The sequence below is a fragment of the Dolomitihabitans soli genome (genome assembly GCF_022213955.1).
Lineage (GTDB): Bacteria > Actinomycetota > Actinomycetes > Streptosporangiales > Streptosporangiaceae > Streptosporangium_A > Streptosporangium_A soli.
Map to the genome: position 1 here is coordinate 331,508 of NZ_JAKNTW010000013.1, position 25,426 is coordinate 356,933.

Genomic DNA, 25,426 nt, shown 5'->3' on the forward strand with positions numbered 1-25,426 from the left:
TCTCCACCCGGCCCCCAACCCGCCGGCACCACAGCAAATCTGCACATACCCCACCCACGCCCAACACGGCACATATCCCAGCCACCACGTGCCAGAGCGGCTCTCCGCAGCCAGCCCACACCAGGCGACCGGCATGAACCCGCCGACCTGCGCGGGGGATCCGGTGGCCGGGGCGCCGGTGCTGGTCACCGGGCTGCCGAGAAGCGGGACCAGTTGGACGGGCAAGATGCTCGCGGCGGGCGGCCGGCTCGTCTACGTCAACGAGCCGCTGAACCCGCAGCATCCGCCCGGCCGTTCACCTGGCGTGCTCGACGCGACCGTCACCCACCGTTTCCAGTACATCTGCCCGGACAACGAGTCCGCCTGGCTGCCCGCCTTCACCGACACCGTCGCGCTCCGCTACCGCTACCTCGCCGAACTACGCCGCAACCGCTCGCCGTACGACCTGGCCAGGCTCGCCAGGTACGGCGTGGCCTTCGCGGCGGGGCGGGTGCTGGGCAGGCGTGCGCTGCTGGACGACCCGTTCGCGGTGCTCTCGGCCGGATGGTTCGCGGCGCGGCTGGGCTGCCGGGTGATCGTCCTGGTACGGGATCCGGTGTCGCTGGTGGCGAGTTGGCGGCGGCTCGGCTGGACCGTCTACCTGCACGAACTGCTCGAACAGCCGCTCCTCGTCCGCGATCACCCGGAGGCCGAGTCACTGCGCCCATTGATCGGCTCTCAGGACCACCTCGCCAAGATCGCCGCTCTGTGGCGGTTCGCCGGCACCGTGACCGATCGCCTCGTGGACCGCCATCCCGGGATCCGCATCGTCCGCTACGAGGACCTCGCCGCCGATCCCCTCACGGGCTTCCGCCGCCTCTACGCCTGGGCGGACCTCCCCTGGTCACCCCGCGCCGAATCCCGAATAACCCAAGCCTGTACGGCAAGCAGCAGCACCACCGGACCCTTCGCCTGGACCGGTCTGTCCCGCACGGCCTTCCGCCCGATGGACTCCCGCCTGATCCCGGCCGTCCCCTCCGGCCTGTCGCCCGAGGAGATCACCCGCGTCCGCGAGCTGTCCTGCCCATGACCCTGCGCAACGCGCACGGCACCAGCAGCCGGAACGCGAACGGGAGATCGTCGATCAGATAGCGCCGAGCCAGCCGGCTCGGCTCGCAGAGCAACCGGAACAACCACTCCAGCCCGGAGACCCGCATCCACGCCGGCGCCCGCCGTACGGCCCCCGCGGCGAACCCGATCGCCGCGCCGCACCCGACGAACCACACTCCCGGCAGGTCCGCCCGCAGCGCGGCGATCAGCCGGTCCTGCTTCGGGAACCCCAGCCCGACGAACACCAGCTTCGGCCCCGCGGCCACCAGCGCGTCCCGCACCCGCGCCACCTCCCCCGCACACCCCTCGAACCCGTACGGCGGCGCGTCCACACCCGCCACCTCCAGCCCGTCGAACCGGTCGGCCAGCACCCTGGCGGCGCTCTCGGGTGTGCCGGGCCGGCCGCCGAGCAGATAGATCGGGAACCCGTGACGCGCGGCGGCGGCCGACAACGACCAGATCAGGTCCGCGCCCGTGACCCGCTCGGGCAACGGGGTGTCCATCAACCGCGAGGCCCACACCAGCGGCATCCCGTCGGCCACCGCGATCTCCGCCCGTGCGAGCAGGCCGCGCACCGAGGCGTCCCGGCTCGCCGTCCGGCAGATGTCCACGTTGGGCGTGACGATGTGCCCGCCCTCCCCGGCCCGCAACCCGGCCAGCACCCGATCGACCACCTGCCGCTGCGTGAGCGCGTCCAGGCCGACCCCGGCCACCACCACCCGCCGGACGGCCCGCCCCACCCGAGCGGACGCCACCACGCCCCCACCCGCCACCCAACCCTGCCCCGGCACCTCAACCGGAACCCCGGCCACCACGTCCTCATTCAGCGCATCCGGCCTCCCTCCCACCACCGGCCGAACCACCCACCCCACCCCAGCCGACGCCACCACGCCCCCACCCCGGCCCGGCGCATCCACTGGAACCACGGCTGCCTGCCGGGTGGTCTTCTCGGCCTGGGCGGCGGAGGCGTCGGGAGTGGTGGCGAGAACGGAAGGTCGCTGCATCAGATGCCGTGTCCTCGGGTGTGGAGGCGGATGAGGATGGTGGGGGCGGAGACGAGGCCGAGGGCGACGGCGACGGCCAGGGGGGCGCGGGGTTCGGTCAGGCGGGCGGAGGCGGCGCGCAGGGCCCAGCGGCAGGCTTGGCGGCGGTGTCCGAGCGCGGCGTGATGGAAGGCGAACTGGCCGTAGATCCGTGCGGCGCCCCGGGGATCGGCGGCCAGTTCCGGGTGCCGGGCGAGCATCCACTCCAGCCCGGCGATCCGGTCGGCCCATCGCGTGGCGAAGTCGGACGCGCCCCAGCGCACCCGCACCAGCGGCCGGTCGACGTGCACGATCGGGTGACGCCTGGCCGCGCGGAGGGCGAGATCCCAGTCCTCGTTCTGTCCTTTGGGGGCGCTCTCGTCGGCCCAGAACGCGCCCCGCCTGAACACGAAGGTGGAGGAGTGCACCATGACCATCCGCGAGCGGGTCAACTGTTCGTGCGTGATCGTGTCGGTGCCCGCCAGCCTGGCGACCCTGCGCGTGCCGTACTCGACCTCGATGCCGCAGCTGGCGAACTCGGCGTGCGGGCGGGCGGCGAGCGCCGCCGCCTGGGCGCCCAGTTTGCCGGGAAGCCACTGGTCGTCGTCGTCGCAGAAGGCCACCAGGTCGGTGTCGAGGACGGCGATCCCGGTGTTACGCGCTCCGGGGAGGCCGGGGCTGCGCCGGTTGGCCAGCACGCGGACCCTGCCGCACTCCCGGAACACGGCTGTCTGGGCTGCCACCTCGGCGGGGTCGACGTCGTCGGCGACGATGACCACCTGCAGGCGACCGGGGTGATCCTGCCCGAGCGCGGCGAGCGTCGCGGCCCGCAGAAGATCGGGGCGGCGGCCCCTGGTCGCGATCACCACCCCGACGGAGGCGGGAACCGGGCCGTTGGCCAGGCGAGCCGGGGTCATCATTCCGACCCGCGCAGCCGTACCGGAGGCGACATCGCCGCCCGCGAAAGCGCCGAACCACCACCGACCGAACCGATGACCGGAAGGCGCGCGAGCAAGGCCAGCATCGATACAAACCAGACCCAAGCAGACGCCGCCTCACGCAAGAACGCCGAACCACCACCGACCCAACCGACGACCGGAAGGCGCGCGAGCAAGGCCAGCATCGATACAAACCAGACCCAAGCGGCCATCCACAAAAGCACCGCACCGACACCCGGGAGGCGTGGGGTCATGGTCGTGCCCGGTGGTAGCCGTACTGGAGCAGGAGGGGCCAGGTGAGGGCGGTCACCAGGAGGCGGTGCCGGCGGGGGAGGTCGCGGCGCCAGGTCTCGTCGAAGGTCAGGGGGAGGTCGCCGACGGTGAAGCGCATGGGGTTGCCCGAGGCGGTGTGAGCGGTGCCGAGGCGGACCCGGGTGTCGGTGAGGAAGTCGAGGCGGGGGGCGAGTTCGAGGCGGGTGAGCAGGTGGGCGAAGGCGGTGCGCGGGGACGACAGGAGGTCCTCGTAGCGCATCCTGGTCACGGAGATCTCCCGGCTGGCGAGGAGTTCGAGCGCGAGGTTCTGCGTGGTCCAGTGGAACGCGGTGCGCGCCGGTGACCAGCGGCGCATCAGGGTGCCGTCTTCGGGGCGCTCGACCCGCCTGCGCCAGGAGTGCGCGACCGCGCGCGGGTCGCGGACCAGGTGCACGACGTCGACCTCGACGCCGGCGGCGGCCAGGCAGAAGGCGAGCGAGGCGTGTTTGCTGGAGTCGACGATCACCGGGGAGCCGGCGACCTCGCTGGCGGCGTCGTAGAGCCCACGGTAGAGCTGGACGTATTCCACCAGCTCGGGCGAGAGACGCGGTGGGATGCGGCGGGTGCGGTCGACCCGCTGCCGCAGGGCGATCGCGCGCCTGGCGAGGTCGGGCGTCCAGCCGCCGAATCCGCGCTCACCGACCTCGCACCAGAACGGGCAGTCGGGAAGCCGCACACCGCACCCGCAGGGCTCACCTGCGAGGATGCCGCGCGCCCAGAGGTGCACGACTTCGCCGAGCGGCACGACGCCCGGCACCTCGCCGAGCATGCGCTCAAGGAGGGTGCTGCCACTACGGCCGAGCCCGCCCAGAAAGATCACCCGGGCGGGCGGCGGACTGTTCGACACGGCACGGCCCCCACATGGTGGATACGGACCGTACCGATGCTAGTGCGGAGAGTAATCAGATGACCACGAAACCGCCAAAGGATCTACCAGAAACGGCTCAGCTGCGCGCGTCGACGATCATGCCGGCGCCCACCGTGCTGTTGGTGGCCTCGTCGACCAGGATGAAGCCGCCGGTCATCCGGTTGCGGGAGTAGTCGTCGACGAACAGCGGCTGGGTGATCCGCAGCGACACCCGGCCGATCTCGTTGAGACTGAGCGACTCGGCCGACTCGTCGCGGTGCAGCGTGTTAACGTCGAGCCGGTAGTGCAGGTCGCGGACCAGGGCGCGGGCCGTACGGGTGGTGTGTTTGATCAACAGCTTGGAGCGGGGCATGAGCTTCGCGCCGTCGCCCATCCAGCAGATCATCGCCTCAAGCTCCTGGGCGGCCTCCGGCTGGTTGTTCGGCCGGCAGATCATGTCGCCACGGGAGACGTCGATGTCGTCCGCCAGCCGGATCGTCACCGACATCGGCGGGAACGCCTCGTCGACCGGGCCGTCGAAGGTGTCGATCGAGGAGATCCGGGTGGTGAGGCCACTGGGCAGGTGCATGACCTCGTCGCCCGGCTTCAGCACGCCGCCCGCGATCTGGCCCGCGTAACCGCGGTAGTCGTGGAAGGCGGGATCGGTCGCCTTCTGCGGACGGATGACGTACTGCACCGGGAAGCGGACGTCGACCAGGTTGCGGTCGGAGGCGATGTGCACGTTCTCCAGGTGGTGCATCAGGGAGGTGCCCTCGTACCACGGCATGCTCTCGGAGCGGGAGACCACGTTGTCACCGTGCAGCGCCGAGATCGGGATGAAGGTGAGGTCGGGCGCGCTCAGCTTCGAGGCGAACGCGGTGAACTCCTCGCGGATCTCGTTGAACCGGTCCTCGGAGTAGTCGACGAGGTCCATCTTGTTCACCGCGAGCACGAGGTGCGGCACCCGGAGCAGCGTCGTGAGGAAGGCGTGCCGCCGGGACTGCTCCAGCACGCCCTTCCGCGCGTCGATCAGGACGATCGCGAGGTCGGCCGTGGAGGCGCCGGTGACCATGTTCCGGGTGTACTGGATGTGGCCGGGCGTGTCGGCGATGATGAACTTCCGCTTGGGCGTGGCGAAGTAGCGGTAGGCGACGTCGATCGTGATGCCCTGCTCACGCTCGGCCCGCAGCCCGTCGGTCAGCAGCGACAGGTCGGTGTACTCCGTGCCCCGGTCGCGGCTGGTGCGCTCGACGGCCTCCAGCTGGTCCTCGAAGATCGCCTTGGAGTCGAACAGCAGGCGCCCGATGAGCGTCGACTTGCCGTCGTCCACCGAGCCCGCGGTGGCGAAACGCAGAATGTCCATGGTTAGAAGTAGCCTTCTCGCTTGCGGTCTTCCATTGCGGCCTCGGAGGCTCGGTCGTCGGCCCTGGTGGCGCCGCGCTCGGTGATCCGGGTGACGGCGATCTCGGCGATGATGTCGTCGACGTTGGCGGCCGCCGACTGCACCGCGCCCGTGCAGGTCATGTCGCCGACCGTGCGGTAGCGGACGGTGGTCTCGAAGACCGTCTCGTCGTCCGCCCGGTTCACCACGTCGGCGTCGGACAGCAGCATGCCGTCACGCTCGAAGACCTTGCGCGTGTGCGCGAAGTAGATCGACGGGATCTCGATCTCCTCGCGGCGGATGTAGTCCCAGATGTCCAGCTCGGTCCAGTTCGAGAGCGGGAACACCCGGATGTGCTCACCCTGGCGGATCTTGGCGTTGTAGAGGTTCCACAGCTCGGGGCGCTGGTTCTTCGGGTCCCACTGGCCGAAGTCGTCGCGGAAGGAGAAGATCCGCTCCTTGGCCCGCGCCTTCTCCTCATCGCGCCTCGCCCCGCCGAAGACCGCGTCGAACTGCTGCTCCTCGATGGCGTCGAGCAGCGTGGTGGTCTGCAGCCGGTTACGCGAGGCACGCCTGCCGGTCTCCTCGACCACCCGACCGGCGTCGATGGAGCTCTGCACGCTGGCCACGACCAGCCGCGCCCCCAGCTCGGCGACGCGCCTGTCGCGGAACTCGATCACCTCGGGAAAGTTGTGCCCGGTGTCGACGTGCATGAGGGGGAACGGAATGGGTGCGGGCCAGAACGCCTTCTCCGCGATGCGCAGCATCACGATGGAGTCCTTGCCGCCGGAGAAGAGCAGGCAGGGCCGCTCGAACTCGGCGGCGACCTCCCGCATGATGTGGATGGCCTCCGCCTCGAGAACGTCGAGTTGCGACGTGGTGTAGTCGCGCTGAAGCATCGCTATTTCCTCCGGGATGACTTTCTATCGACGCAGGTCCCGGATCCCGGCGAGCAACATTGGCGCCAGTTCCGGTAGGGAGACCAGGATATCGGGCAACGAGGGGTCGGCTCGGTTGTAGGCCAGCGGTGCGCCGTCGATCCGGCTGGCGTGCGCGCCCGCGGCGAGCGCCACGGCGACGGGAGCGGCGGAGTCCCATTCGTACTGCCCGCCGGCGTGGACGTACGCCTCGACCTGGCCGGTCAGCACCGCGGAGATCTTGGCGCCCGCCGAGCCGATGGGCACCAGCTCGCCGCCGACCTGGGCGGCGAGTCGCTGCACGAACTCCGGCGGACGTGTCCGGCTGACCGCGATCCGGATCACACCCGCCTGCGGCGCCGCCAGCTTCGGCGGCTCACCCGTCGACAGCGTACGGCCCTGCGCGGGCAGTGCGACGGCTCCGGCGGACAGCTCGCCACGCTCCCAGAGGGCGACGTGCACCGCCCAGTCGGTGCGTCCCTCCTCGGCGAACTCCCGCGTGCCGTCGAGCGGATCCACGATCCACACCCGGTCCGCCGTCAGCCGCCGGGGGTCGAGCCGCTCCTCGCGGCTGGCCTCCTCCGACAGCACGCTGTCACCGGGACGCAGCCGGGCCAGGGCGTCCATCAGGTGGCGGTGGGCGGCGCGGTCACCTTCGTCACGCAGCGCGCGTGAGTCACCGAACCCGACCCGCGCTCGCAGCTCAAGCAGCACGTCACCCGCCTCGGCGGCGAGTTCCGCGGCAAGCGCGTGGTCATCCCTAATCGTCATCAATACGCTCCAGCTCCCCGGGCGACAGCCGACCAGGTCTTCCACAGAATTTGCAGGTCTAACATAAGCGACCAGTTCTCAACGTAACGCAGGTCCAGCCGTACAGATTCCTCCCACGACAGGTCCGATCGGCCGCTCACCTGCCACAGACCGGTTATTCCCGGTCGTACCAGCAGCCGTCTGCGCACGTCGTCGCCGTAGCAGGCAACCTCCGCGGGAAGCGGCGGGCGCGGTCCGACCAGTGACATGTCACCGAGCAGCACGTTGATGAGCTGCGGCGCCTCGTCAATGGAGTGGCGGCGCAGCCAGGCCCCGAGCGGTGTCACCCGGGGATCACGACGGATCTTGAACAGCAGCCCGTCGCCCTCGCTGACCAGCTCTATCCTGCGCCGCTCGGCGTCGGCGGCCATGGTGCGGAACTTGTAGATCGTGAACTCCCGCCCGTCCCGCCCCACCCGCGTCTGCCTGAACAGCGCGGGCCCCCGGCTCGACGCCCGTACGGCGAGCGCCAGACCGGCCAGCACCGGCAGCAGCCCGAACAGCAGCACACCGGCCACCACCCGGTCGAAGAGGTTCTTCACCAGTTGCCGCACGCCCGCCAGCTCGGGATGCTCGACATGGAGCAACGGCAGCCCCGCCGCGGGACGGATGGTCGTGCGCGGACCGGCCACCTCCATCAGGGCCGGGGCCACGACCAGCTCGGTGTGGGTGCGCTCCAGCCGCCAGGCCAGCCGCCGCAGCGCCACGCCGTCCATCTCGGGGCAGGCGAGCACCGCGACCGTGTCGGCGGCGACCTGGCCGACCACCAGCGGCACGTCGGTGAAGTCGCCGAGCACCTCGACGCCCTCCACCTCGCCGCCGGTGTCGCCCGGCAGGCACGCCGCCACCACCTCCATCCCGTGGTAGCGCTCCTGCCTGAACCTGCGGACCAGATCGGCGACGCCCTCCGGGTGACCCACCGCCACGACCCGGCTCATGCACTCGCCACCCGCGCGCCTGGCGTGCAGCGACCGGCGCAGCGCGTATCTCGCGGCGAGCGTGAGAATGGTGGTCACCGGCAGCGCGAGCACGACGTAACCCCGGGCCACGTCGGTCTTCGTCACGTAGGAGACGACGGCGGTGCCCGCGGTCAGGAACATCCCGCACTGCACGATCCGGCGGAACTCCTCCGGCCCCACCCCGAGCAGGCGTGGCTCATAGGCTCGATTCAACGCGACCACGCCGACCCACAGGAACGGCAGCGCGGCGCTCAGCACCACGTAGGGCGTGACGTAGGGGGTGATCTCGCCGAATCTGACGGTGAACGCCAGCACGCCGGTGAGCACGGCACAGGCCACATCCGCGAGCATGGCGCGGCCGCGATACTGTCGCATCCACCGTGGCAGGCGCGGGCGATCGGCGGGGATGATCGCCGGCCCGCGTGCGGCCACCTCTGCGAGGCCCGCAGAAATCTCGCCGTCGATCATGCCCCCTCCCGTTGACCATGCATAAAGAGACAGTAATAGAACGGAAGGAGGCAAGGGATTTGAAGGCTGAAACGTACATCTCCGTGGACATTGAAGCCGATGGTCCTATTCCAGGCCCTTATTCAATGGTGAGTCTGGGAATGACCGTCGCAGGCAGAATGCGTGGCCGCCACTTCGATCCGATCGACCCCGAGAGCCGCACCTTCTACGTCGAGATCAGGCCGATCAGCGACGCCTTCGTGGCCGAGGCGCTGGCGGTGAGCGGGCTCGACCGCGATCTCCTGCTGCGTGACGGGCGTGATCCGGCGGAGGCGATGGCGGAGTGCGCACTCTGGATCAAGGAAGTCTGCGGAGCTTCCGTGCCGGTACTCGCCGCATATCCACTTTCCTTCGACTGGATGTGGATTTACTGGTACTTCATGAATTTCACCGGCAGCTCACCATTCGGTCATTCCCGCTGTATCGATATAAAGACGCTCTATGCCGCTAAAGCAGGAGTCACCATCGGCTGGGCCACCAAACGGCAGATGCCACGCAACCTCGCCGCACAGCGCCCGCACACCCACAACGCCCTCGACGACGCCATCGAGCAGGCCGAGCTGCTGCAGAACCTGATGGCCTGGCCCGGTAACCGGCCGGTCAGCGAGGAGGGCCGGAAGGATTGAGGTCACCGGCGTGGAAGGAGTTCTGGGTCGCCTCCAGCCCTTGCGTGACCAGCGACTCCACCACATCGGCCGCGCGATCGACCAGGTAGGGCAGATCCTTGCGCTCCGCCGTGCCGAAGTCGCGCAGCACGTAGGACGCGGCGTCCATCCGGCCCGGCGGCCTGCCGATGCCGAACCGCACCCGCAGGTAGTCGCGTGAGCCCAGCGACTTCGTGATCGACTTCAGCCCGTTGTGCCCGTTGTCGCCGCCGCCGAACTTCGCCCGCAGCGCGCCGTACGGGATGTCCAGCTCGTCATGGACGACGATCAGGCGCGCCGGCTCGACCTTGTAGAAGTCGGCCAGCGCCTTGCACGGCCCGCCGGACAGGTTCATGAAGGTCAACGGCTTGGCCAGTACGGCGGGGCCGCCCGCGAGCCGGCCTTCGAGCACCTCGGCCCGCGCTTTGTGCACCTTGAACCGCCCGCCCGCCCGCGCGGCCAGCTCCTCAAGCACCATAAAGCCGACGTTGTGCCGATTGCCCGCATATTCCGGCCCAGGATTGCCCAGGCCCGCGATCAGCCACCGGTCCACGGACACTCTCCCTGCTCGACAGCGGTTCCCACGGTGCTTCCAGACGGCGTCCCGGACGGTCCTGCCGACGGCAGCGGGCGGCCGACATGACGCCGACCGCCCGCACACGCCTCTGAAACCCTACTCGGCGGACTCGCCGTTGCCCTCGGCCGTGGGAGCCTCGGCGCCCTCGGCCTCCTCTTCGGCACCGGTCGGCTTGGCCGTGACGTGCAGCACCAGGGCCTCCGGCTCGGCGACGAGCGAGACGCCCTCGGGCAGCGTCAGCTCGGCGGCGGTGAGCTGGGTGCCGATCACCATGCCCTCGACGGAGACCTCGATCTCCGTCGGGATGTGGGTGGCCTCGGCGCCGACCGCGACGGAGACCATCTGCTGGTCGAGCATGCCGTCGGGGTGGATGTCGCCGACGACGGTGATCGGGATTTCGACGGTGACCTTCTCACCGCTCTTGACCAGGAGCAGGTCGATGTGCTCGATGAAGCCCTTGAGGGGGTCGCGCTGCACGCCCTTGGGCAGCGCGAGCTCGTTGACGCCGTCACCCTGGATACGGATCAGCACGTTGGCCGTACGCAGCGCGATCATCAGGTCGTGACCCGGCAGGGTCAGGTGCTGCGTGTCGGTGCCGTGGCCGTACAGGATGGCGGGCACCTTGTTGGCACGACGGATCTTACGAGCGGCACCCTTGCCGAACTCGTTGCGCCGCTCGGCGGCGATGCGTACTTCGGACATGGCTGATCTCCTAGGGATAGCGATGAATGGACCACGGATGCGCTCACCCTCACCCGCCCTAGCGGAAGGCGTTACGAGCGCAACTTCACTAGATTACAACGCTAGCTGTCTCCTTCGAACAAGCTCGTCACCGATCCGTCGCTGAAGACCGCGGTGATCGCGCGGGCGATCAGCGGGGCGATCGACAGGACCGTGAGCTTGTCGAACTGCTTCTCCTCCGGGATCGGCAGGGAGTTGGTGACGATCACCTCGGAGATCCGGGAGTTCTTCATCCGGTCGACCGCCGGGCTGGAGAACACCGCGTGCGTGGCCACCACCAGGACATCGGTGGCGCCCTGCTCGTAGAGCGCGTCGGCGGCCTTGCAGATCGTGCCCGCCGTGTCGATCATGTCGTCGATCAGCACACAGGTACGGCCCTGCACCTCGCCGACGACCTCGTGCACCTTGACCGAGTTGGCCACGTCGAGATCACGGCGCTTGTGGATGAAGGCGACCGGCGTGCCGAGGGAGTCGGCCCACCGCTCCGACAGGCGGACCCGGCCGGTGTCGGGCGAGACGATCGTGGTGTTGGCGGGGTCGAGCTTGTCCTTGAGGTAGCCGGCCAGCACCGGCATCGCGAACAGGTGGTCGACCGGGCCGTCGAAGAAGCCCTGGATCTGCGAGGTGTGCAGGTCGACCGACATGATGCGGTCGGCCCCCGCGGTCTTGAACAGGTCGGCCATCAGCCGGGCGGTGATCGGCTCGCGGCCCCGCCCCTTCTTGTCCTGCCGGGCGTAGCCGAAGAACGGCATGACCACGGTGATGCGTTTGGCGGACGCCCGCTTGAGCGCGTCCACCATGATGAGGTGCTCCATCACCCACTTGTTGATCGGAGCGGTGTGGCTCTGGATGACGAAGGCGTCGCACCCCCGGACGGATTCCAGATAGCGGGCATAGATCTCGCCGTTGGCGAAGTCGTGGAGTTTGGTCGGAGTCATCTCGATCCCGAGGTTGGCCGCCACCTCCTCGGCCAACTCGGGGTAGGCGCGACCGGAGAAGAACATCAGGTTCTTCTCCCCTGTGGTCTTCTTGCCGCTCACCTCGCCACCCCGTCGATAAGGTCGATGTGCCTGGTTGCTCGCTCGCTCACGTGCCGTTCTCCTGTTGGTGTCCGGCCTGCTCGGCCGACGCACGGCGCGCCGCCTCCGCTGACCTGGTGCCCGCGCGCTTGCGCGCGACCCACCCTTCAATGGTGCGCTGCCGCGCTCTGGCCACTCCGATGGCCCCTGGCGGCACGTCATTGGTGATCGTGGAACCCGCGGCCGTGTAGGCGCCGTCGCCGATCGTCAGGGGCGCCACCAGCATGGTGTCGCACCCGACGAAGGCGTGGTCGCCGACCGTGATATGGCGCTTCTCGACCCCGTCGTAGTTGACGAAGATCGTCGCCGCGCCGATGTTGCTGCCCGCCCCGATGGTGGCGTCGCCGACGTAGGTCAGGTGCGGCACCTTGGTGCCCTCGCCGATCTCGGCGTTCTTCATCTCGACGTGCGCGCCCGCCTTGGCCTTGCGGCCCAGGACGGTGCCCGGGCGCAGGTAGGTGTACGGCCCGACGGCGGCCTCGGGGCCGATCCTCGCGCCCTCGCAGACCGAGTTGCGCACCACCGCGTCCTCGCCGACCTCGGTGTCGGTCAGCGTGGTCGCGGGGCCGATGGTCGCGCCGGCGGCGACGCTGGTCGTTCCGTGCAGCTGGCTGCCCGGCATGATCACGGCATCGGGCTCCAGTGTCACGCCGACGTCGATCCAGGTGCTCTCGGGATCGACCACGGTGACCCCGGCCCGCATGTGCGCGAGCAGGATGCGGCTGTTGAGCACCCGGCCCGCGAAGGCCAGCTGCGCCCGGTCGTTGACGCCCTCGACCTCGACATGGTCGCCGGCGACGAACGCGCCCACCCGGTGCCCGTCCTCCCGCAGGATGGACAGCACGTCGGTGAGGTATTCCTCGCCCTGGGCGTTGGCGGTGGAGACCCGCTTCACCGCGTCGGTCAGCAGGGTGCCGTCGAAGGCGTAGACGCCGGAGTTCATCTCGTTGACGGCCCGCTGCTCGGGGCTGGCGTCCTTCTCCTCGACGATGCCCAGCACGGCACCGGTCTCGTCACGCACGATCCGCCCGTAACCGGTCGGATCGGGCACCTTGGCCGTCAGCACGGTGGCCGCGTTGCCCTCGCCCGCGTGTACGGCGAGCAGTTCGGCGAGGGTCTCGGTGCGGAGCAGCGGTGTGTCGCCATAGGTGACCAGGACGGTGCCGCTGATCGTGCCGACCTCTTCGAGCACCGTGCGAACCGCGTGACCGGTCCCCCGCTGCTCCTGCTGCACGATCGGGTACGCGTCGGGGCCGGTCGCGGACAGGTGCTCCCGCATCCGCTCCCGCTCGTGCCCGATGACGACGATGAGCCGCTCGGGCGTCAGCCCTCGAGCGGCCGTGAGCATGTGATCGACCAGCGCACGGCCGCACAGCTCATGCAGGACCTTGGGTGTTCTCGACCGCATCCGGGTGCCCTCACCTGCGGCGAGGACGACGACGGCGGCCGGGCGCGGCACACTCACGGACTGAGGCTCCCTCGGCGTCGCGGCTGTGACATGACGGGATAGGACGGCGTACGGCTACCGCATGCTTGCCGCACGGCAACCCACCCGACACCGTGAGAATACCTGCCCGCCCCACGGTGCCATCCACCCCCACCGGTCAATCACACCGGTGAGGCTCCGAACTACAGCCACTGCTCCCGGAAGAGGACTCGAACCCCTACATTTCGGACCAAAACCGAAAGTCCTGCCTATTAGACGATCCGGGATCGTTCCGGTCGAATCAGGCATCTATAGACGCCGATCCGCCCACGGTCATCCATCCTACCGACGACAGGCGGCGTCGCCGACCCGATTACCTCCGCACGCACACCCGCGCGCCGCCGGCAACCTGGCGCGCCGATGCGGACCGGGCAGACCACGGAACTCCCAAGCGACCGTCAGCTCTCGGTCAAGCACAACTTAGGGGCTACTAACTTACGCTCGCGTAAGTTACGGTTGCGTAGGCAGGACATACGTCCCATAGCTATAGCGAAAGGCAGCCCATGACCGTTGTCGTCGAACGCACATCAGGCCAGCCGAAACCCGATGTGGATCCGGAGCCGAAGACCAGGCCCGAGCTCATCACGTTCGGCGTCGTGGTGGCGACGCCCCTGCTCGCCATCCTCGCCGCCGTGCCGTTCGCCTGGGGCTGGGGACTGGGCTGGACGGACATCGTCATCGCCTTCGTCTTCTACGTCGTCACGGGCCTGGGCGTCACCGTCGGCCTGCACCGCTACTTCACGCACGGCTCGTTCAAGGCCAAGCGGCCGATGAAGATCGCGCTGGGCATCGCGGGCAGCCTGTCGCTGGAGATGTCGGTGCTCGACTGGGTGGCCACCCACCGCAAGCATCACAAGTTCTCCGACAAGGAGGGCGACCCGCACTCTCCGTGGCGCTTCGGCCCCGGTTTCCGGGCCCTGAGCAAGGGCCTGCTCTACGCCCACATGGGCTGGCTGTTCGAGACCGAGCGCACCAACCGGGAGAAGTACGCGCCGGATCTCGTCAAGGATCCCGACATCCAGAAGCTGCACAAGTTCTTCCCGGTGCTGGCGATCACCTCGATGGTGTTGCCCGCGGTGCTGGGCGGGCTGCTGACCTGGTCCCTGTGGGGGGCGGCGACGGCGTTCTTCTGGGGCACCCTGGTCAGGATCGGACTCCTGCACCACGTGACCTGGTCGATCAACTCGATCTGCCACGTCTTCGGCGAAGAGGACTTCGAGGTGCGCGACAAGTCGCGGAACGTGTGGTGGCTGGCCATCCCCTCGTTCGGCGAGTCCTGGCACAACCTGCACCACTCCGACCCCACCTGCGCGCGGCACGGCGCGCTGAAGGGCCAGATCGACCTGAGCGCCGGGCTCATCCACTGGTTCGAGAAGGCCGGCTGGGTGTACGACGTCCGGTGGCCCGACCCCGCCCGCTTGGCGGCGAAGCGCATTGCCTGAAGTCACCGCGGTCGGTGAGCGGGCCGTCGTCGAGACGGCCCGTATTCCCGCTAACGTCCCATCTGCGGGCATTATGAGACCTGTGAGCGAATCCCCCTCCCGCAGACGCATGTCCGGCAAGGAGCGAAGAGAGCAACTGATCGAGATCAGTCGTGCCCTGTTCGCGGAGAAGGGATTCGACGGCACCTCCATCGAGGAGATCGCGGCCAGCGCCCTGGTCTCCAAGCCGGTGGTCTACGAGCACTTCGGCGGCAAGGAGGGCATCTACGCGGTCGTCGTCGACCGGGAGATGCAGAAACTGCTCGGCATGGTCACCGAAGCCCTGTCGGCCGCGCACGCGCTGGTGAAACTGGAGCGCGCCGCCCTGGCCCTGCTGCGGTACATCGAGGAGAGCAGCGAGGGGTTCCGCATCCTGGTGCGCGACTCGCACGCGGCCTCGGGCACCGGCACCTTCGCGAGCCTGATCAGCGACATCGCCAGCCAGGTCGAGGACGTGCTGGCCGACGAGTTCAACAACCGGAACTACGACCCCAAACTCGCGCCGATGTACGCCCAGATGCTCGTCGGCATGGTCGCGCTGACCGGCCAGTGGTGGCTCGATGTCCGGAAACCGCCACGCGAGGAGGTCGCCGCCCACGTGGTCAACCTGGCCTGGAACGGCCTGACGGGACTGGCCCCGCTCCCCGGCCTCACGTCAGCCTCGCGCGCGATGGAACAACGGGCCGCGAGCCACCCGCCTGCCGTACGGCCGAGCGAGAAGGAGCTGCGCGAGCAGGAGAAACTCCTTCGCGAGCAGGAGAAGGCGCGCGAGCGGGAGCTGAAGGAGCAGGAGAAGCTCCGGCAGCGGGAGCAGCGTGACCTGGATCGGGCGCGCGAGCGTGAGCGCAAGGAGCAGGAGAAGTTGCTGCGCGAGCAGGAGAAGGCGCGCGAACGCGAACTGAAGGAACAGGAGAAGCTCCGGCAGCGGGAGGCGCGGCTGGCCGAGCGGGCGGCGGGCAAACTCCGACACGCCGAACAGCCACGGGTCGACCAGAGCGAGTGACCGGCGGCCCTGAGACGGCAACCCTGAGACGGCAACCCTGAGACGGCAGCCCTGAGACGGCAGCCCTGAGACGGCGGCTCACCGGACACGATCTGGCTGCGGGCGGAGAATCCCGCACTGTCCGGCCGAAGCGCAGGTGTGCCGCCACCGCCACGGCATGCACGGATCCACCGCACCCCGGCACATCCTGACACCGCGGGTCCACGCGGTACGGCGACGCGATCACGGCGGCCTCCTTCGTAGAGCACCTGCCACTCGTCCACCTTGGGTGCCGTCGCGTTGTGCTATAAGATAATGACTGTTCATTATTTAATTGGGAGAGGGCATGGCGGGACGACCGCGCACGATCAGTGAGGAGCGCATCATGGCCGCGCTCGCCACCATGGTCGGGCGGGTGGGGCCGAGCCGGCTGACCCTGGCCGACGTCGCCAAGGAAGCCGGAGTCTCGACGGGGGTGCTCGTCGGGCGGTACGGCAGCAAACGTGATCTGCTGCTCGGATTCGTCCGATGGGGACTGTCGGAGCAGACGTTCCTCCGGCCGATGCGGGCCGCCTTCGAGACGGCCCCGGACCCGGTCGAAGGTCTGATCCGGGCCGTGGTGCACGGAGCGGGGTCCGACATGGGGCCGGAGGAGTTCGCCAACCACCTCGCGTTCCTGCACCTGGAACTGGCCGACGACGAGTTCCGCGCGCTGCTGGGCGAGCACGACGCGGCGTTCCGTGCCGAGCTGGCCGATTACCTGCGGAGCGCGGTGACGGGCGGGCACCTGGTAGCGGGCGCCGACGTCGACGCGCTCGCCGCCGCGGTCGACTCCATCCGCAACGGCACCCAGATCACCTGGGCGATGACCAGGTCGGGGACGCTCGGCGAGACGCTCCGCTGTGACCTGAACACGCTGCTCGACCCGTACCGGCGCAACGAGGAGGACCAGTGACAGACAGACCACTGACCGGGCAGGTCGCCCTGGTGAGCGGGGCCACCCGCGGCGGCGGCCGGGGGACGGCGGTCCAGCTCGGCGCGGCCGGCGCGACCGTCTACGTCACCGGCCGCAGTACGGCGGCGGCGAGATCGCCGATGAACCGCCCCGAGACCATCGAGGAGACCGCCGAGCTGGTGACCGCCGCCGGCGGCCACGGCATCGCCGTACCCACCGATCATCTGGACATCGCCCAGGTGGCGGAGTTGACGGCGCGGATCGACCGGGAACAGGGCGGCAGGCTCGACATCCTGGTGAACAACGTCTGGGGCGGGGACCCGCTGACGGTGTGGGACAAGCCGCTGTGGGAGCAGCCACTCGATACCGGCCTGTCGCTGCAGCGGCAGGCCGTGCACACGCACATCATCACCAGCTGGCACGTCCTGCCGTTGCTGGTGGCCCGCCGCCGCGGCCTGGTCGTGGAGGTCACCGACGGCACCGCCGACCAGGGCTACCGGGGCACCTTCTTCTACGACCTGGCCAAATCCAGCGTCATCCGGACGGCTCAGGCACAGGCGGGCGACCTGCGTCCGTACGGCGTGACCGCGGTCGCGCTCACCCCCGGGTTCCTGCGGTCGGAGGCGATGCTCGACCACTTCGGCGTGACCGAGGACACCTGGCGCGACGGCATCGCGAAAGATCCCTACTTCGCCATGTCGGAGACCCCCGTCTACCTCGGCCGCACGGTGGTCGCGCTCGCCGCCGACCCGCAGGTGAGCCGTTGGACCGGTCAGTCCCTGGCGACCTGGGGACTGGCCAAGGAGTACGGCTTCACCGACGCCGACGGCTCCCGGCCCGACTGGGGCGGCTACTACGGCGCGAGCCTGCGTGAGGGCGGGGCCGTCCCTGAGGACTACCGCTGACCCGGGGTCAGGGTGACGCTGAGGACTACCGCTGACACACGGGGTCAGGCCGATCGGCTCAGCTCACGCTGAGCATCGGCATCGGCATCGGCATCGGCATCGGCTCGGCTCGGCTCGGCTCGGCTCGGCTCGGCTCGGCTCGGCTCGGCTCGGCTCGGCTCGGCTCGGCTCGGCTCGGCTCGGCTCACCTGGAGCATCGGCGCACCGCCGTACGGGACGGGACGGGTTAGGTGGGTGGCGCACCGTCGCGGTCGGCGGCGGTGCGCCACTCGCCTGCTGGGGCGGAGTTGAAGGAGGTCAGACGGGGAGGGTCCACTTCTGGTTGACGGATCCCTGGCAGGTCCAGATGATCAAACGGGTGCCGTTACCAGTACCGCCGCCTTCGGCGTCCAGGCACTTGCCCGACTGCGGATTCCGCAACGACCCGTTCGCCTGCGGCTGCCACTGCTGAGCCCCGGTGCCGTTACACGACCACAACTGCACCCACGCCCCATCGTTCACCGCACCACCCTTGACGTCCATGCACTTGCCCAGCGCGCGAACCGTGCCATCACCCGGCAACGACCACCGCTGCGCACCCGTCCCGTTGCACCCGTACAACTGGATCTTCGTACCGTCCGCCGTGCCGGAACTCTGCACATCGACGCACTGGCCGTTCACGCCGGTGATCTGGCCGACGACGCCGCCGGTTCCCAGTTCCTTGATCCGGATGTCGCGGAAGGACGTCTCGTCGCCGGTGCCGTGGTTCTGCACGCCGATGTGGCCCTGCCGCAGGCTGCGTACCGGGTCGGTGTTGGTGAAGTCGTTGACCTTCACCCCGTTGAGGAACACCTGGAGCCGCTCCCCCTCGACGAAAAGTTCGAAGGTGTTCCACTCGCCCGGCGGGTTCAGCGCCGAGTCGCGTGCCGCGGTGTCCGCGCCCTTGAACCCGTACACCGCGCCGGTGGTCCTGTCCGGCGTGTCGGTGGCGTCGATCTGCACCTCGTAGCCGTTGTTGACCGCCGACCACGGGTCGTCGCTCGCGGGGAAGCCGAGGAAGACGCCGGAGTTGTCGTCGCCGTGGAGCTTCCAGTCCAGCTTCAGGGAGTAGGCGCGGAACTCCTTGGCCGAGTACCACAGCATGCCCAGCCCGCCGTGGGAGGTCAGCGTGGCGTCCGCGTCGGTGAAGCCGCCCGGCCCCGCCTGCTTCCAGCCGACGACGCCGCCGTCGTACAGGGGCGTGTAGCCGTTCTCCGGACGGCAGTCGGCTTTGGTCACACCCGCCGCGTAGCGGATGCCGCCCAGCAGGTGCCGTCGGAAGGCGGGTTCGGCGTACGACTGCTTGGTGTGGCCGCCGCCGGAGTACCAGGACCGGCCGCCCTGGTATGTCTGGCACCAGGCCGTCGGGTGGTCGCCCATGTCGCCGCCGGAGTACGACCCCTCGTCGAGCGAGGCCAGGACGTGCAGGCCGGCGCGCGGGCTGGACCGGTAGTTGTACCACTCGTCGTGGCGGGACCAGGTGGAGCCGAGGTGCGCGGTGGCGGCATGGGCCCGGTCCTCCACCTTGATGGTGGCGTCCTGGTTCTGCGGGTGGGATTTGAAGTAGGCGCCGACGAGCCCGCCGTAGAACGGCCAGTCGTATTCGGTGTCGGCGGCCGAGTGGACGCCGGCGAAGCCACCGCCCGCTCTGACGTAGGACTCGAACGCCGTCTGCTGGGCTGCGTCGAGCACGTCGCCGGTGGTGCTGAGGAAGATCACCGCCTCGTACTGCGCGAGGTTGCCCGTGGTGAAGGCGCCGCCGTCCTCGGTGGCGGTGACGGTGAAGCCGTTCTGCGTGCCGAGTTCCCTGATCGCCTGGATGCCGTCGGGGATCGAGTCGTGCCGGAATCCTGCCGTCTTGGAGAAGACGAGCACCTGGTAGGCGGGGTCGGCGACCGCGGGGACGGCGGTCGTGGCCATGACGCCGGCGATGAGACCGCCGGCCGCCACTGCGGCGATCAGCCGCGTGATCTTGCCCATTGGGGGGTTCCTCCTTGGGAGAGGGCGTTTGGGCGGGACCGGGCCGGGAGCTAGGGGGGTGGGCTCCCGGCCCGGTGGTTCTCGGGGGGTGGTTCTCGGGAGGGTGGTCAGGCGGGGAGGGTCCACTTCTGGTTGACGGATCCCTGGCAGGTCCAGATGATCAGACGGGTGCCGTTACCCGTACCGGCACCCTCGGCGTCCAGGCACTTGCCCGACTGCGGATTCCGCAACGACCCGTTCGCCTGCGGCTGCCACTGCTGAGCCCCGGTGCCGTTGCACGACCACAACTGCACCCACGCCCCATCGTTCACCGCACCGCCCTTGACGTCCATGCACTTGCCCAGCGCGCGAACCGTGCCATCACCCGGCAACGACCACCGCTGCGCACCCGTCCCGTTGCACCCGTACAACTGGATCTTCGTACCGTCCGCCGTGCCCGCGCCCGCGACATCGACGCACTGGCCGTTCACACCCGTGATCTGCCCGGCGGCGGCACCGGTGGCGAAGGTGAAGTCGTCCACGTCGAAGAGCGCGCCGGATCCGCCGGTGAAGACCAGGAACAGCTCGGTCGTGCCGGACGGGCGGTTGGTCAGGGCGGTGCTGACGTTGGTGAACGTCTCCCAGCCACCGGTCACCGGTACGGCGACGGAGCCCAGCACCGGCCCGGCCTGCGACCCGCTCCGCACCTGGAGGGTCCCGCCGACGCCGCCCGAGGAGACGCGCGCGGTGAACGTCGTGGCGTCGCCCAACGCGTACGGCTTGAAGGCGATCCAGTCACCGGCGTGCACGTTGCCCACCGTCTTGGCGCCGTGGGCCGCGCCCTTGTCGATGACGTCGACCCCGCTCTGCCGGCCGAAGTGCTCGGCCTGACGGGTCTTCGGCTGGGCGATGTGCTCCACGTGACCGTTCAGCCCGCCGGCGTCGGTGTAGTCGGCGGCGAACACGCCGTGGATGTTGGCGTTCGGGTCGTGCTCGCCGTCCACCGGCGTCTGGAGGGTGCCGGAACAGCCGGTGGCCTCGGCCAGCTTGTGCTGGTGGCTGTCGTGGCCGAGCAGGTACGTCACCTTGACCTTGGAGCAGTCGATCTGCCCGTCCTCCGGATCGGTCACCGTGACCCGGTACGGCACGGCGTCGCCGAAGCCGAACAGCCGCCCGTCGGCGGGCAGGTCGAGCCGTACAGTGGGCGCGGTGTTCCCCACGGTGACGGTGACGTTGTCCGACCCGGTGGCGCCGTCGGGGTCGGTCACCGTGAGGGTGGCCGTGTAGGTCCCGTTCGCCGTGTAAGTGTGGGTCGGCGCGGCCTGGGTGGAGGTGCCGCCGTCGCCGAACCGCCACGCGTAGGTGAGCGCGTCCCCTTCCGGATCGGCGCTTCCCGCGGCGGAGAAGGTCACGGTCAGCGGGGCCTGTCCCGAGGTCGGGACGCCGCTCGCGTTGGCGGTCGGGGACCTGTTCGACCCGCCGACGTACTCGATGCGGTAGAGCGCCGAGTTGGCGTCCCCGGTGAATCCGCCGGTGCCGTAGTCGAGGACGTAGAGCGCGCCCTCCGGGCCGAAGGTCATGTCCATGACCTGGGTGCCGGCCCACGGGAAGTCGTGAATGGCGCCGGCCGCACCGCCTGCGCCCACTTCGACGTGTTTGATCCAGCGGCGACCGTACTCACCGATGAAGACGTGCTGGTCGAGTTCCGCCGGGAACTTGACGTCGGAGTCCAGGGCGTCGTCGTAGTGGTAGACCGGCCCGCCCATGGGCGACTCGCCGCCGTAGGACGTGGTGCAGAACTGCGGCACCGAGCAGCCGTCGTAGTCGATCCAGGCGGCCACCGGTTTGGGCAGGCTCTGCTGTCCGGTGTTACGCGGCGAGTTGTTCGCCGGCCCGTTCTGGCAGTCGAACGCGGCTCCGGTCGCCCCGGTGGCGAAGTTGTGGTCCGCGTAGGTCTCCGCCACGGCGTTGTCACCCGTGCAGTACGGCCAGCCGAAGAACCCCGGCGCGGTGATCCGGGTGAACTCCACCTGGCCGCCGGGCCCGCGAGCGCTCGCACCGCCGGCGTCCGGGCCGTAGTCACCGAGGTAGACGACGCCACTGGCCTTGTCGACGGCCATCCGGAACGGGTTGCGGAACCCCATCGCGTAGACCTCGGGCCTGGTGCCGGCCGTACCCGGCGGGAACATGTTGCCCTGCGGGATCGCGTACGACCCGTCGGCGTTCACCTTGATCCGCAGCACCTTGCCACGCAGGTCGGCGCTGTTGGCGGAGCTGCGCTGCGCGTCGAACGCCGGGTTTCTGGTCGTCCGCTCGTCGATGGGGGTGTAGCCGTCGGACTCGAAGGGGTTGGTGTCGTCGCCGGTGGACAGGTACAGGTTGCCCTGTGCGTCGAACTCGATGTCGCCGCCCACGTGGCAGCAGATCCCCCGGTCGGCCGGCACCTGGAGGATCTTCTGCTCGCTGCTCAGGGTGAGCGTCCCATCGCCGGCCAGCTTGAACCGGGACAACTGGTTGTGCCCCTTCCAGACGTCGAACGCCCCAGGCCCGCTCCCGTCGCGCGGGGCGTCCCCGGCCGGGGTGGACAGCGGCGGCGCGTAGAACAGGTACACCCACCGGTTGGCGGCGAAGCCCGCGTCGACCTGGATACTCTGCAGGCCCTCCTCGTCGTGGGAGTAGACGGGGATCTTCCCCGCGACCTTGGTGTTGCCGGCGGCGTCGGTCAGCCGCACGGTCCCGTCACGGGAGGTGTGCAGAACGGACCTGTCGGGCAGTACGGCGAGCCCCATGGGCTCACCCATCTCATCGACGCCCCGGGCGAGCGTCACCTGCTGGAAATCCGTCGGCTCGGCCGCGTGCGGCCCAGGGTGGGCCGCCGCGGCGGGGGTGAGGGCGAAGACGCCCGCCGCCATGGCGAGCGTGATCGCCGCGCCGAGCCGCCACAACGGACGCCGTAATCGTGGCATGGTCGCTTCTCCTGACTGGAGGTCGGGTTAGACGCGCCGTCGGCCGGACACGGGCAGCACAAGCCGGGCCGCGGCGCGTCGAACGCCGTGCCGGTTGTGCCCGCCCTGGACGGCCCTTGGCCGGGGGGTGAGTGGAGAAACCGCCGTACTAGGGGGCGGCGAACACGTAGTCGCTGATCAGCCTGGTCGCCCCGATGACGCCCGCCGCTCCCCCGAGTTCGGAGAGGACGATCGGCATGTTCCCGGTCGCCAGCGGGGGCGACCGCTGGTAGACGACGCTGCGGATCTCCGCGAGCAGGGTGTGACCGAGACCGGCGACGCCACCCGCGACGATCACCAGTCCGGGGTTGATGAAGCTCACCAGGCCGGCGATCACCTGACCGACTCGCCGCCCCCCGTCCCGGATCATCTGCACGGCCGCCGCGTCGCCCGCCGCCACCGCCGCCGCCACGTCCTCGCCGGTGAGCCTGCCCCGCTCGGACAGCGCCTCGGCCAGGTACGGCGAGCGGCCGGAGCGCGCCGTGAGCACGGCGTCCCGGGCGAGCGCGGCACCGCCGAAGTACGCCTCCAGGCAGCCGGTGTTACCGCACGCGCAGGTGGGACCGTAGTCGTCCACCCGGATGTGACCGATGTCGCCGGCGCTGCCGGAGACGCCGCGGTAGATCTTGCCGTCGACGACGATCCCGCACCCTATCCCGGTGCCGATCTTCACGAGGAAGAAGTCGTCCACGGACCTGGCGACCCCGGCGTGCAGTTCGCCGAGCGCCATGATGTTCACGTCGTTGTCGACGAGCACCGGGCAGCCCAGTTCCTGGCTGAGCGCCTCCCTGATGGGGAAGTGGTCCCAGCCGGGCATGATCGGCGGCACGATCGACACCCCGTCCCGGAAGCTGACCGGGCCGGGGACGCCGATGCCGACGCCACGGATCTCGCCGGCCCCGCCGTCGGCGCGCAGCTTGCCGAGCAGGTCCAGGGCCTGGTCGAGGATGGCCGCCGGGCCGTCCCGGACGTCCGCCGGCATGGACAGGCTGCCCAGCACCTCCAGTTGACCGTTGGTCACGGCCACGTCGATCGACGTGGCGCCGATGTCGATGCCGACGAAGCGCAGGTGCGAGGCGATGCGCACCATGGCGGAACGCCGGCCGCCCCGGGAGGCGGCCAGACCGGCGAGTTCCACGAGCCCCGAGCCGGCGAGGCGGTCGAGTTCCAGGGCCATCTTGGAGCGGGACAGCTGGACGATGTCGCCGAGGTCGGCCCGCGAACGGGCACCTTCTCCCCGAAGCAACCGCAGCACCCGTGCCTGGTGCGCGTTCTCCGGCCGAGCCGCGTTTCGCTTCACGTCGCCTCCGTATCAGAGGGTGCTGCCCTGAAGGTAATCACTTTTGCCCGAAACGAGAAGTGCTTTGTCGGTAATAGATAGAACTTTCTCTCCGCGAAGAACAAACTTCTCTGCCGTGTGATCAAGCCACACGGCGTCGGAGCCCACGCTCGTTGACCGAGGCCATGCCCAAAGATCAGAGGCCACCGGGTCCTTGGACTGGTTGTCGTTGAGGACGATCAGTCCTTCCAGGAGGTTGCGGCCGAGGCGGTCGACCTCCTGGACGGTGAGCAGGTCGCCGTCGCGGATGCAGGCCGGCGCGTTCAGCAGTGCGGGCCGGTCGTCGGTGACGAGCTTGCCGCTGCTCTTCTCCTCGAAGACCTTCCAGCAGATGGGGCCGATGAAGCGGTGCTGTCACCGCGCTCTTCGCTCAGGAAGTCGCGAGCAACAAGGCCATGGTTGTTCCGGTGACCACGGCCAGCACCACGGGCGCCACGGCGTGGGAGCGGTGGCGCCGGTGCGTGAAGTCGCGGGCGCGGAGGTGGAATCCCACTGCGCCGATCAACAGCAGCGTGAGACCGGCCGCGGCTGCGATGGCGAGCGGTTTGAGCCAGAGGCCGGCCGCGAGCCCGAGCGCGCCAGCGATCTCCAGGGCGCCGATCGCTCGGGTCATCGTCGAGCCGACGCCGAGCCTGAGCAGGTTGGCCGTCACGGGATCCCGTAGCAGGACCTTCTGGGCGCCGGCGAGCAGGAAGACGAGAGCGATCAGAGTGCTCAGTGCGTTGGCGACAAACGACATGGTACGACCTTTCGCCGAAAAAGAACGAACATTCCTTTTTTAAGAGAGGGGCGGCAAAGTTGTCAAGTACGAATGTTCGTTCTACGTTTTGATCCCATGGCACGCATGCCCAAGGAGCACCTCGAAGCCCGCCGCCGCCAGATCCTGGACGCCGCCCGGCACTGCTTCATCCGCAACGGCTTCCATGCCACGTCCATGCAGGACGTGCTGACCGAGGCCGAGTTGTCGGCCGGGGCCGTCTACCGCTACTTCAAGAGCAAGGACGACATCATCGCGGCGACCGCCGCCGAGGCTCTGGCCGAGGTCGCGTCGGCGTTCGAGGCGGATGACGGCGCGCGGCCGCCGGATCTGGACAACATCGTCGATCTCGTGCTGGGGGTCGAGCGCCCGCCGCTGTCCGGATCGCAGGAGTCGGCCCAGCTGCTGGTCCAGGTCTGGTCGGAGGCGCTGCGATCGCCGTCGCTGTGCACGAAACTGAGGGAGGTCATGGCGGAGGCCCGCGGCGTGGTCGGTGGCCTCGTGGCGCGGCATCAGCAGCGCGGGCTGCTTCCCGCTGACGTCCCTGCCGAGCACGTGGCCGATGTCCTGATGGCCCTGGTCGACGGGTTCCTGGTGCGCCGCGCAGTATACGGCCACGCGGATTCGGCGGCCTTCAGGAACGGCATGCGAGCCCTGATGTCGGCGCCCGCGCAAGCCACTCGACAGAGATAAACATGCGCTCTTGACGACGATCG

Annotated in this window: 24 protein-coding genes and 1 tRNA gene; 7 read left to right on the forward strand and 18 right to left on the reverse strand. The window is 69.4% G+C overall.

The annotated features are described in order from the left end of the window. The first annotated feature begins 133 nt into the window (after positions 1-133). On the forward strand, positions 134-1,069 hold the full coding sequence (locus tag MBA17_RS26805) for a sulfotransferase (RefSeq protein ID WP_238499348.1): 936 nt from the start codon (positions 134-136) through the stop codon (positions 1,067-1,069). Here the strand turns inward: MBA17_RS26805 and MBA17_RS26810 are convergent. From MBA17_RS26810 to MBA17_RS26845, 8 genes are all read right to left on the reverse strand, one after another. Next, positions 1,038-2,093 (reverse strand): WecB/TagA/CpsF family glycosyltransferase, encoded by a 1,056-nt coding sequence (locus MBA17_RS26810; RefSeq protein WP_274385974.1) that lies wholly within the window; start codon positions 2,091-2,093, stop codon positions 1,038-1,040. The genes MBA17_RS26805 and MBA17_RS26810 overlap by 32 nt on opposite strands. Then, a complete protein-coding gene (locus MBA17_RS26815) occupies positions 2,093-3,028 on the reverse strand; it encodes a glycosyltransferase family 2 protein (RefSeq protein WP_238499349.1) in 936 nt (311 codons plus the stop codon). Before MBA17_RS26815 ends, MBA17_RS26810 begins: the two co-directional genes overlap by 1 nt. Further along, a complete protein-coding gene (locus tag MBA17_RS26820) occupies positions 3,028-3,234 on the reverse strand; it encodes a hypothetical protein (RefSeq protein ID WP_238499350.1) in 207 nt (68 codons plus the stop codon). The genes MBA17_RS26815 and MBA17_RS26820 overlap by 1 nt, the downstream gene beginning before the upstream one ends. Before the next feature lie 65 nt (positions 3,235-3,299). Next, the gene (locus MBA17_RS26825) at positions 3,300-4,208 is read right to left on the reverse strand and encodes a sulfotransferase (protein ID WP_238499351.1); all 909 of its coding nucleotides are present in this window, start codon (positions 4,206-4,208) and stop codon (positions 3,300-3,302) included. A gap of 97 nt (positions 4,209-4,305) precedes the next feature. Further along, on the reverse strand, positions 4,306-5,571 hold the full coding sequence (gene cysN, locus MBA17_RS26830; RefSeq protein ID WP_238499352.1) for a sulfate adenylyltransferase subunit CysN: 1,266 nt from the start codon (positions 5,569-5,571) through the stop codon (positions 4,306-4,308). Positions 5,572-5,573: 2 nt separating this feature from the next. Then, the gene (gene cysD / locus MBA17_RS26835) at positions 5,574-6,488 is read right to left on the reverse strand and encodes a sulfate adenylyltransferase subunit CysD (protein ID WP_238499353.1); all 915 of its coding nucleotides are present in this window, start codon (positions 6,486-6,488) and stop codon (positions 5,574-5,576) included. 24 nt (positions 6,489-6,512) lie between these two features. Then, positions 6,513-7,277, reverse strand: coding sequence for a 3'(2'),5'-bisphosphate nucleotidase CysQ (locus MBA17_RS26840; RefSeq protein WP_238499354.1), 765 nt, complete (start codon positions 7,275-7,277; stop codon positions 6,513-6,515). Next, positions 7,277-8,743 (reverse strand): sugar transferase, encoded by a 1,467-nt coding sequence (locus MBA17_RS26845; protein ID WP_455432858.1) that lies wholly within the window; start codon positions 8,741-8,743, stop codon positions 7,277-7,279. The genes MBA17_RS26840 and MBA17_RS26845 overlap by 1 nt, the downstream gene beginning before the upstream one ends. A 59-nt stretch (positions 8,744-8,802) precedes the next feature. Here MBA17_RS26845 and MBA17_RS26850 point away from each other — a divergent pair, with 59 nt between their 5' ends. Beyond that, the gene (locus MBA17_RS26850) at positions 8,803-9,408 is read left to right on the forward strand and encodes a 3'-5' exonuclease (RefSeq protein WP_238499355.1); all 606 of its coding nucleotides are present in this window, start codon (positions 8,803-8,805) and stop codon (positions 9,406-9,408) included. Here the strand turns inward: MBA17_RS26850 and pth are convergent. The 5 genes from pth to MBA17_RS26875 form a co-directional block, all read right to left on the reverse strand. After that, positions 9,383-9,979: an aminoacyl-tRNA hydrolase gene (pth, locus tag MBA17_RS26855; RefSeq protein WP_238499356.1), complete on the reverse strand. Its 597-nt coding sequence runs from the start codon at positions 9,977-9,979 to the stop codon at positions 9,383-9,385. The genes MBA17_RS26850 and pth overlap by 26 nt on opposite strands. Before the next feature lie 120 nt (positions 9,980-10,099). Then, the gene (locus tag MBA17_RS26860; protein ID WP_238499357.1) at positions 10,100-10,705 is read right to left on the reverse strand and encodes a 50S ribosomal protein L25/general stress protein Ctc; all 606 of its coding nucleotides are present in this window, start codon (positions 10,703-10,705) and stop codon (positions 10,100-10,102) included. Between the two features lie 101 nt (positions 10,706-10,806). Then, on the reverse strand, positions 10,807-11,784 hold the full coding sequence (locus MBA17_RS26865; RefSeq protein WP_455432859.1) for a ribose-phosphate diphosphokinase: 978 nt from the start codon (positions 11,782-11,784) through the stop codon (positions 10,807-10,809). Positions 11,785-11,830: 46 nt separating this feature from the next. Then, a complete protein-coding gene (gene glmU, locus MBA17_RS26870; RefSeq protein WP_238499358.1) occupies positions 11,831-13,288 on the reverse strand; it encodes a bifunctional UDP-N-acetylglucosamine diphosphorylase/glucosamine-1-phosphate N-acetyltransferase GlmU in 1,458 nt (485 codons plus the stop codon). A 176-nt stretch (positions 13,289-13,464) separates the two neighbouring features. Beyond that, positions 13,465-13,536: transfer RNA gene (locus MBA17_RS26875), tRNA-Gln, on the reverse strand. Between the two features lie 276 nt (positions 13,537-13,812). Here MBA17_RS26875 and MBA17_RS26880 point away from each other — a divergent pair. The 4 genes from MBA17_RS26880 to MBA17_RS26895 all read left to right on the forward strand — a co-directional run bounded on the left by MBA17_RS26880 (position 13,813) and on the right by MBA17_RS26895 (position 17,632). Continuing rightward, positions 13,813-14,751, forward strand: coding sequence for an acyl-CoA desaturase (locus MBA17_RS26880; protein ID WP_238499359.1), 939 nt, complete (start codon positions 13,813-13,815; stop codon positions 14,749-14,751). Positions 14,752-14,824: 73 nt separating this feature from the next. Continuing rightward, the gene (locus tag MBA17_RS26885; protein WP_238499360.1) at positions 14,825-15,793 is read left to right on the forward strand and encodes a TetR/AcrR family transcriptional regulator; all 969 of its coding nucleotides are present in this window, start codon (positions 14,825-14,827) and stop codon (positions 15,791-15,793) included. Positions 15,794-16,118: 325 nt separating this feature from the next. Further along, positions 16,119-16,727, forward strand: a complete 609-nt coding sequence (locus tag MBA17_RS26890) for a TetR/AcrR family transcriptional regulator (RefSeq protein WP_238499361.1) — start codon at positions 16,119-16,121, stop codon at positions 16,725-16,727. Then, a complete protein-coding gene (locus tag MBA17_RS26895; RefSeq protein ID WP_238499362.1) occupies positions 16,724-17,632 on the forward strand; it encodes an SDR family oxidoreductase in 909 nt (302 codons plus the stop codon). Before MBA17_RS26890 ends, MBA17_RS26895 begins: the two co-directional genes overlap by 4 nt. A 297-nt stretch (positions 17,633-17,929) precedes the next feature. Here MBA17_RS26895 and MBA17_RS26900 read toward each other — a convergent pair whose 3' ends face one another. The 5 genes from MBA17_RS26900 to MBA17_RS26920 all read right to left on the reverse strand — a co-directional run bounded on the left by MBA17_RS26900 (position 17,930) and on the right by MBA17_RS26920 (position 24,692). After that, positions 17,930-19,630: a ThuA domain-containing protein gene (locus tag MBA17_RS26900; protein ID WP_238499363.1), complete on the reverse strand. Its 1,701-nt coding sequence runs from the start codon at positions 19,628-19,630 to the stop codon at positions 17,930-17,932. Between the two features lie 107 nt (positions 19,631-19,737). After that, positions 19,738-22,575: a carbohydrate-binding protein gene (locus tag MBA17_RS26905; protein WP_238499364.1), complete on the reverse strand. Its 2,838-nt coding sequence runs from the start codon at positions 22,573-22,575 to the stop codon at positions 19,738-19,740. A gap of 148 nt (positions 22,576-22,723) precedes the next feature. Then, a complete protein-coding gene (locus MBA17_RS26910; RefSeq protein ID WP_238499365.1) occupies positions 22,724-23,914 on the reverse strand; it encodes an ROK family protein in 1,191 nt (396 codons plus the stop codon). A gap of 12 nt (positions 23,915-23,926) precedes the next feature. After that, positions 23,927-24,295: a recombinase family protein gene (locus tag MBA17_RS26915; RefSeq protein WP_455432864.1), complete on the reverse strand. Its 369-nt coding sequence runs from the start codon at positions 24,293-24,295 to the stop codon at positions 23,927-23,929. Between the two features lie 28 nt (positions 24,296-24,323). Further along, entirely contained in the window at positions 24,324-24,692 is a 369-nt protein-coding gene (locus MBA17_RS26920) for a DoxX family protein (RefSeq protein ID WP_238499366.1), read from the reverse strand. A gap of 96 nt (positions 24,693-24,788) precedes the next feature. Here MBA17_RS26920 and MBA17_RS26925 point away from each other — a divergent pair, with 96 nt between their 5' ends. After that, a complete protein-coding gene (locus MBA17_RS26925) occupies positions 24,789-25,403 on the forward strand; it encodes a TetR/AcrR family transcriptional regulator (protein WP_238499367.1) in 615 nt (204 codons plus the stop codon). The last annotated feature ends 23 nt before the right edge of the window (positions 25,404-25,426 follow it).

What these genes read in the sequence shown, in the direction of transcription:
- MBA17_RS26890 (WP_238499361.1), top strand. Translation starts at nt 16,119, where the DNA reads ATGGCGGGACGACCGCGCACGATCAGTGAGGAGCGCATCATGGCCGCG.
- MBA17_RS26885 (WP_238499360.1), top strand. Translation starts at nt 14,825, where the DNA reads ATGAGACCTGTGAGCGAATCCCCCTCCCGCAGACGCATGTCCGGCAAG.
- cysN (WP_238499352.1), bottom strand. Translation starts at nt 5,571, where the DNA reads ATGGACATTCTGCGTTTCGCCACCGCGGGCTCGGTGGACGACGGCAAG.
- cysD (WP_238499353.1), bottom strand. Translation starts at nt 6,488, where the DNA reads ATGCTTCAGCGCGACTACACCACGTCGCAACTCGACGTTCTCGAGGCG.
- MBA17_RS26810 (WP_274385974.1), bottom strand. Translation starts at nt 2,093, where the DNA reads ATGCAGCGACCTTCCGTTCTCGCCACCACTCCCGACGCCTCCGCCGCC.
- MBA17_RS26820 (WP_238499350.1), bottom strand. Translation starts at nt 3,234, where the DNA reads ATGCTGGCCTTGCTCGCGCGCCTTCCGGTCGTCGGTTGGGTCGGTGGT.
- MBA17_RS26860 (WP_238499357.1), bottom strand. Translation starts at nt 10,705, where the DNA reads ATGTCCGAAGTACGCATCGCCGCCGAGCGGCGCAACGAGTTCGGCAAG.
- MBA17_RS26880 (WP_238499359.1), top strand. Translation starts at nt 13,813, where the DNA reads ATGACCGTTGTCGTCGAACGCACATCAGGCCAGCCGAAACCCGATGTG.
- MBA17_RS26815 (WP_238499349.1), bottom strand. Translation starts at nt 3,028, where the DNA reads ATGACCCCGGCTCGCCTGGCCAACGGCCCGGTTCCCGCCTCCGTCGGG.
- MBA17_RS26920 (WP_238499366.1), bottom strand. Translation starts at nt 24,692, where the DNA reads ATGTCGTTTGTCGCCAACGCACTGAGCACTCTGATCGCTCTCGTCTTC.
- MBA17_RS26845 (WP_455432858.1), bottom strand. Translation starts at nt 8,743, where the DNA reads ATGATCGACGGCGAGATTTCTGCGGGCCTCGCAGAGGTGGCCGCACGC.
- MBA17_RS26805 (WP_238499348.1), top strand. Translation starts at nt 134, where the DNA reads ATGAACCCGCCGACCTGCGCGGGGGATCCGGTGGCCGGGGCGCCGGTG.
- MBA17_RS26905 (WP_238499364.1), bottom strand. Translation starts at nt 22,575, where the DNA reads ATGCCACGATTACGGCGTCCGTTGTGGCGGCTCGGCGCGGCGATCACG.
- MBA17_RS26900 (WP_238499363.1), bottom strand. Translation starts at nt 19,630, where the DNA reads ATGGGCAAGATCACGCGGCTGATCGCCGCAGTGGCGGCCGGCGGTCTC.
- MBA17_RS26925 (WP_238499367.1), top strand. Translation starts at nt 24,789, where the DNA reads ATGGCACGCATGCCCAAGGAGCACCTCGAAGCCCGCCGCCGCCAGATC.
- MBA17_RS26840 (WP_238499354.1), bottom strand. Translation starts at nt 7,277, where the DNA reads ATGACGATTAGGGATGACCACGCGCTTGCCGCGGAACTCGCCGCCGAG.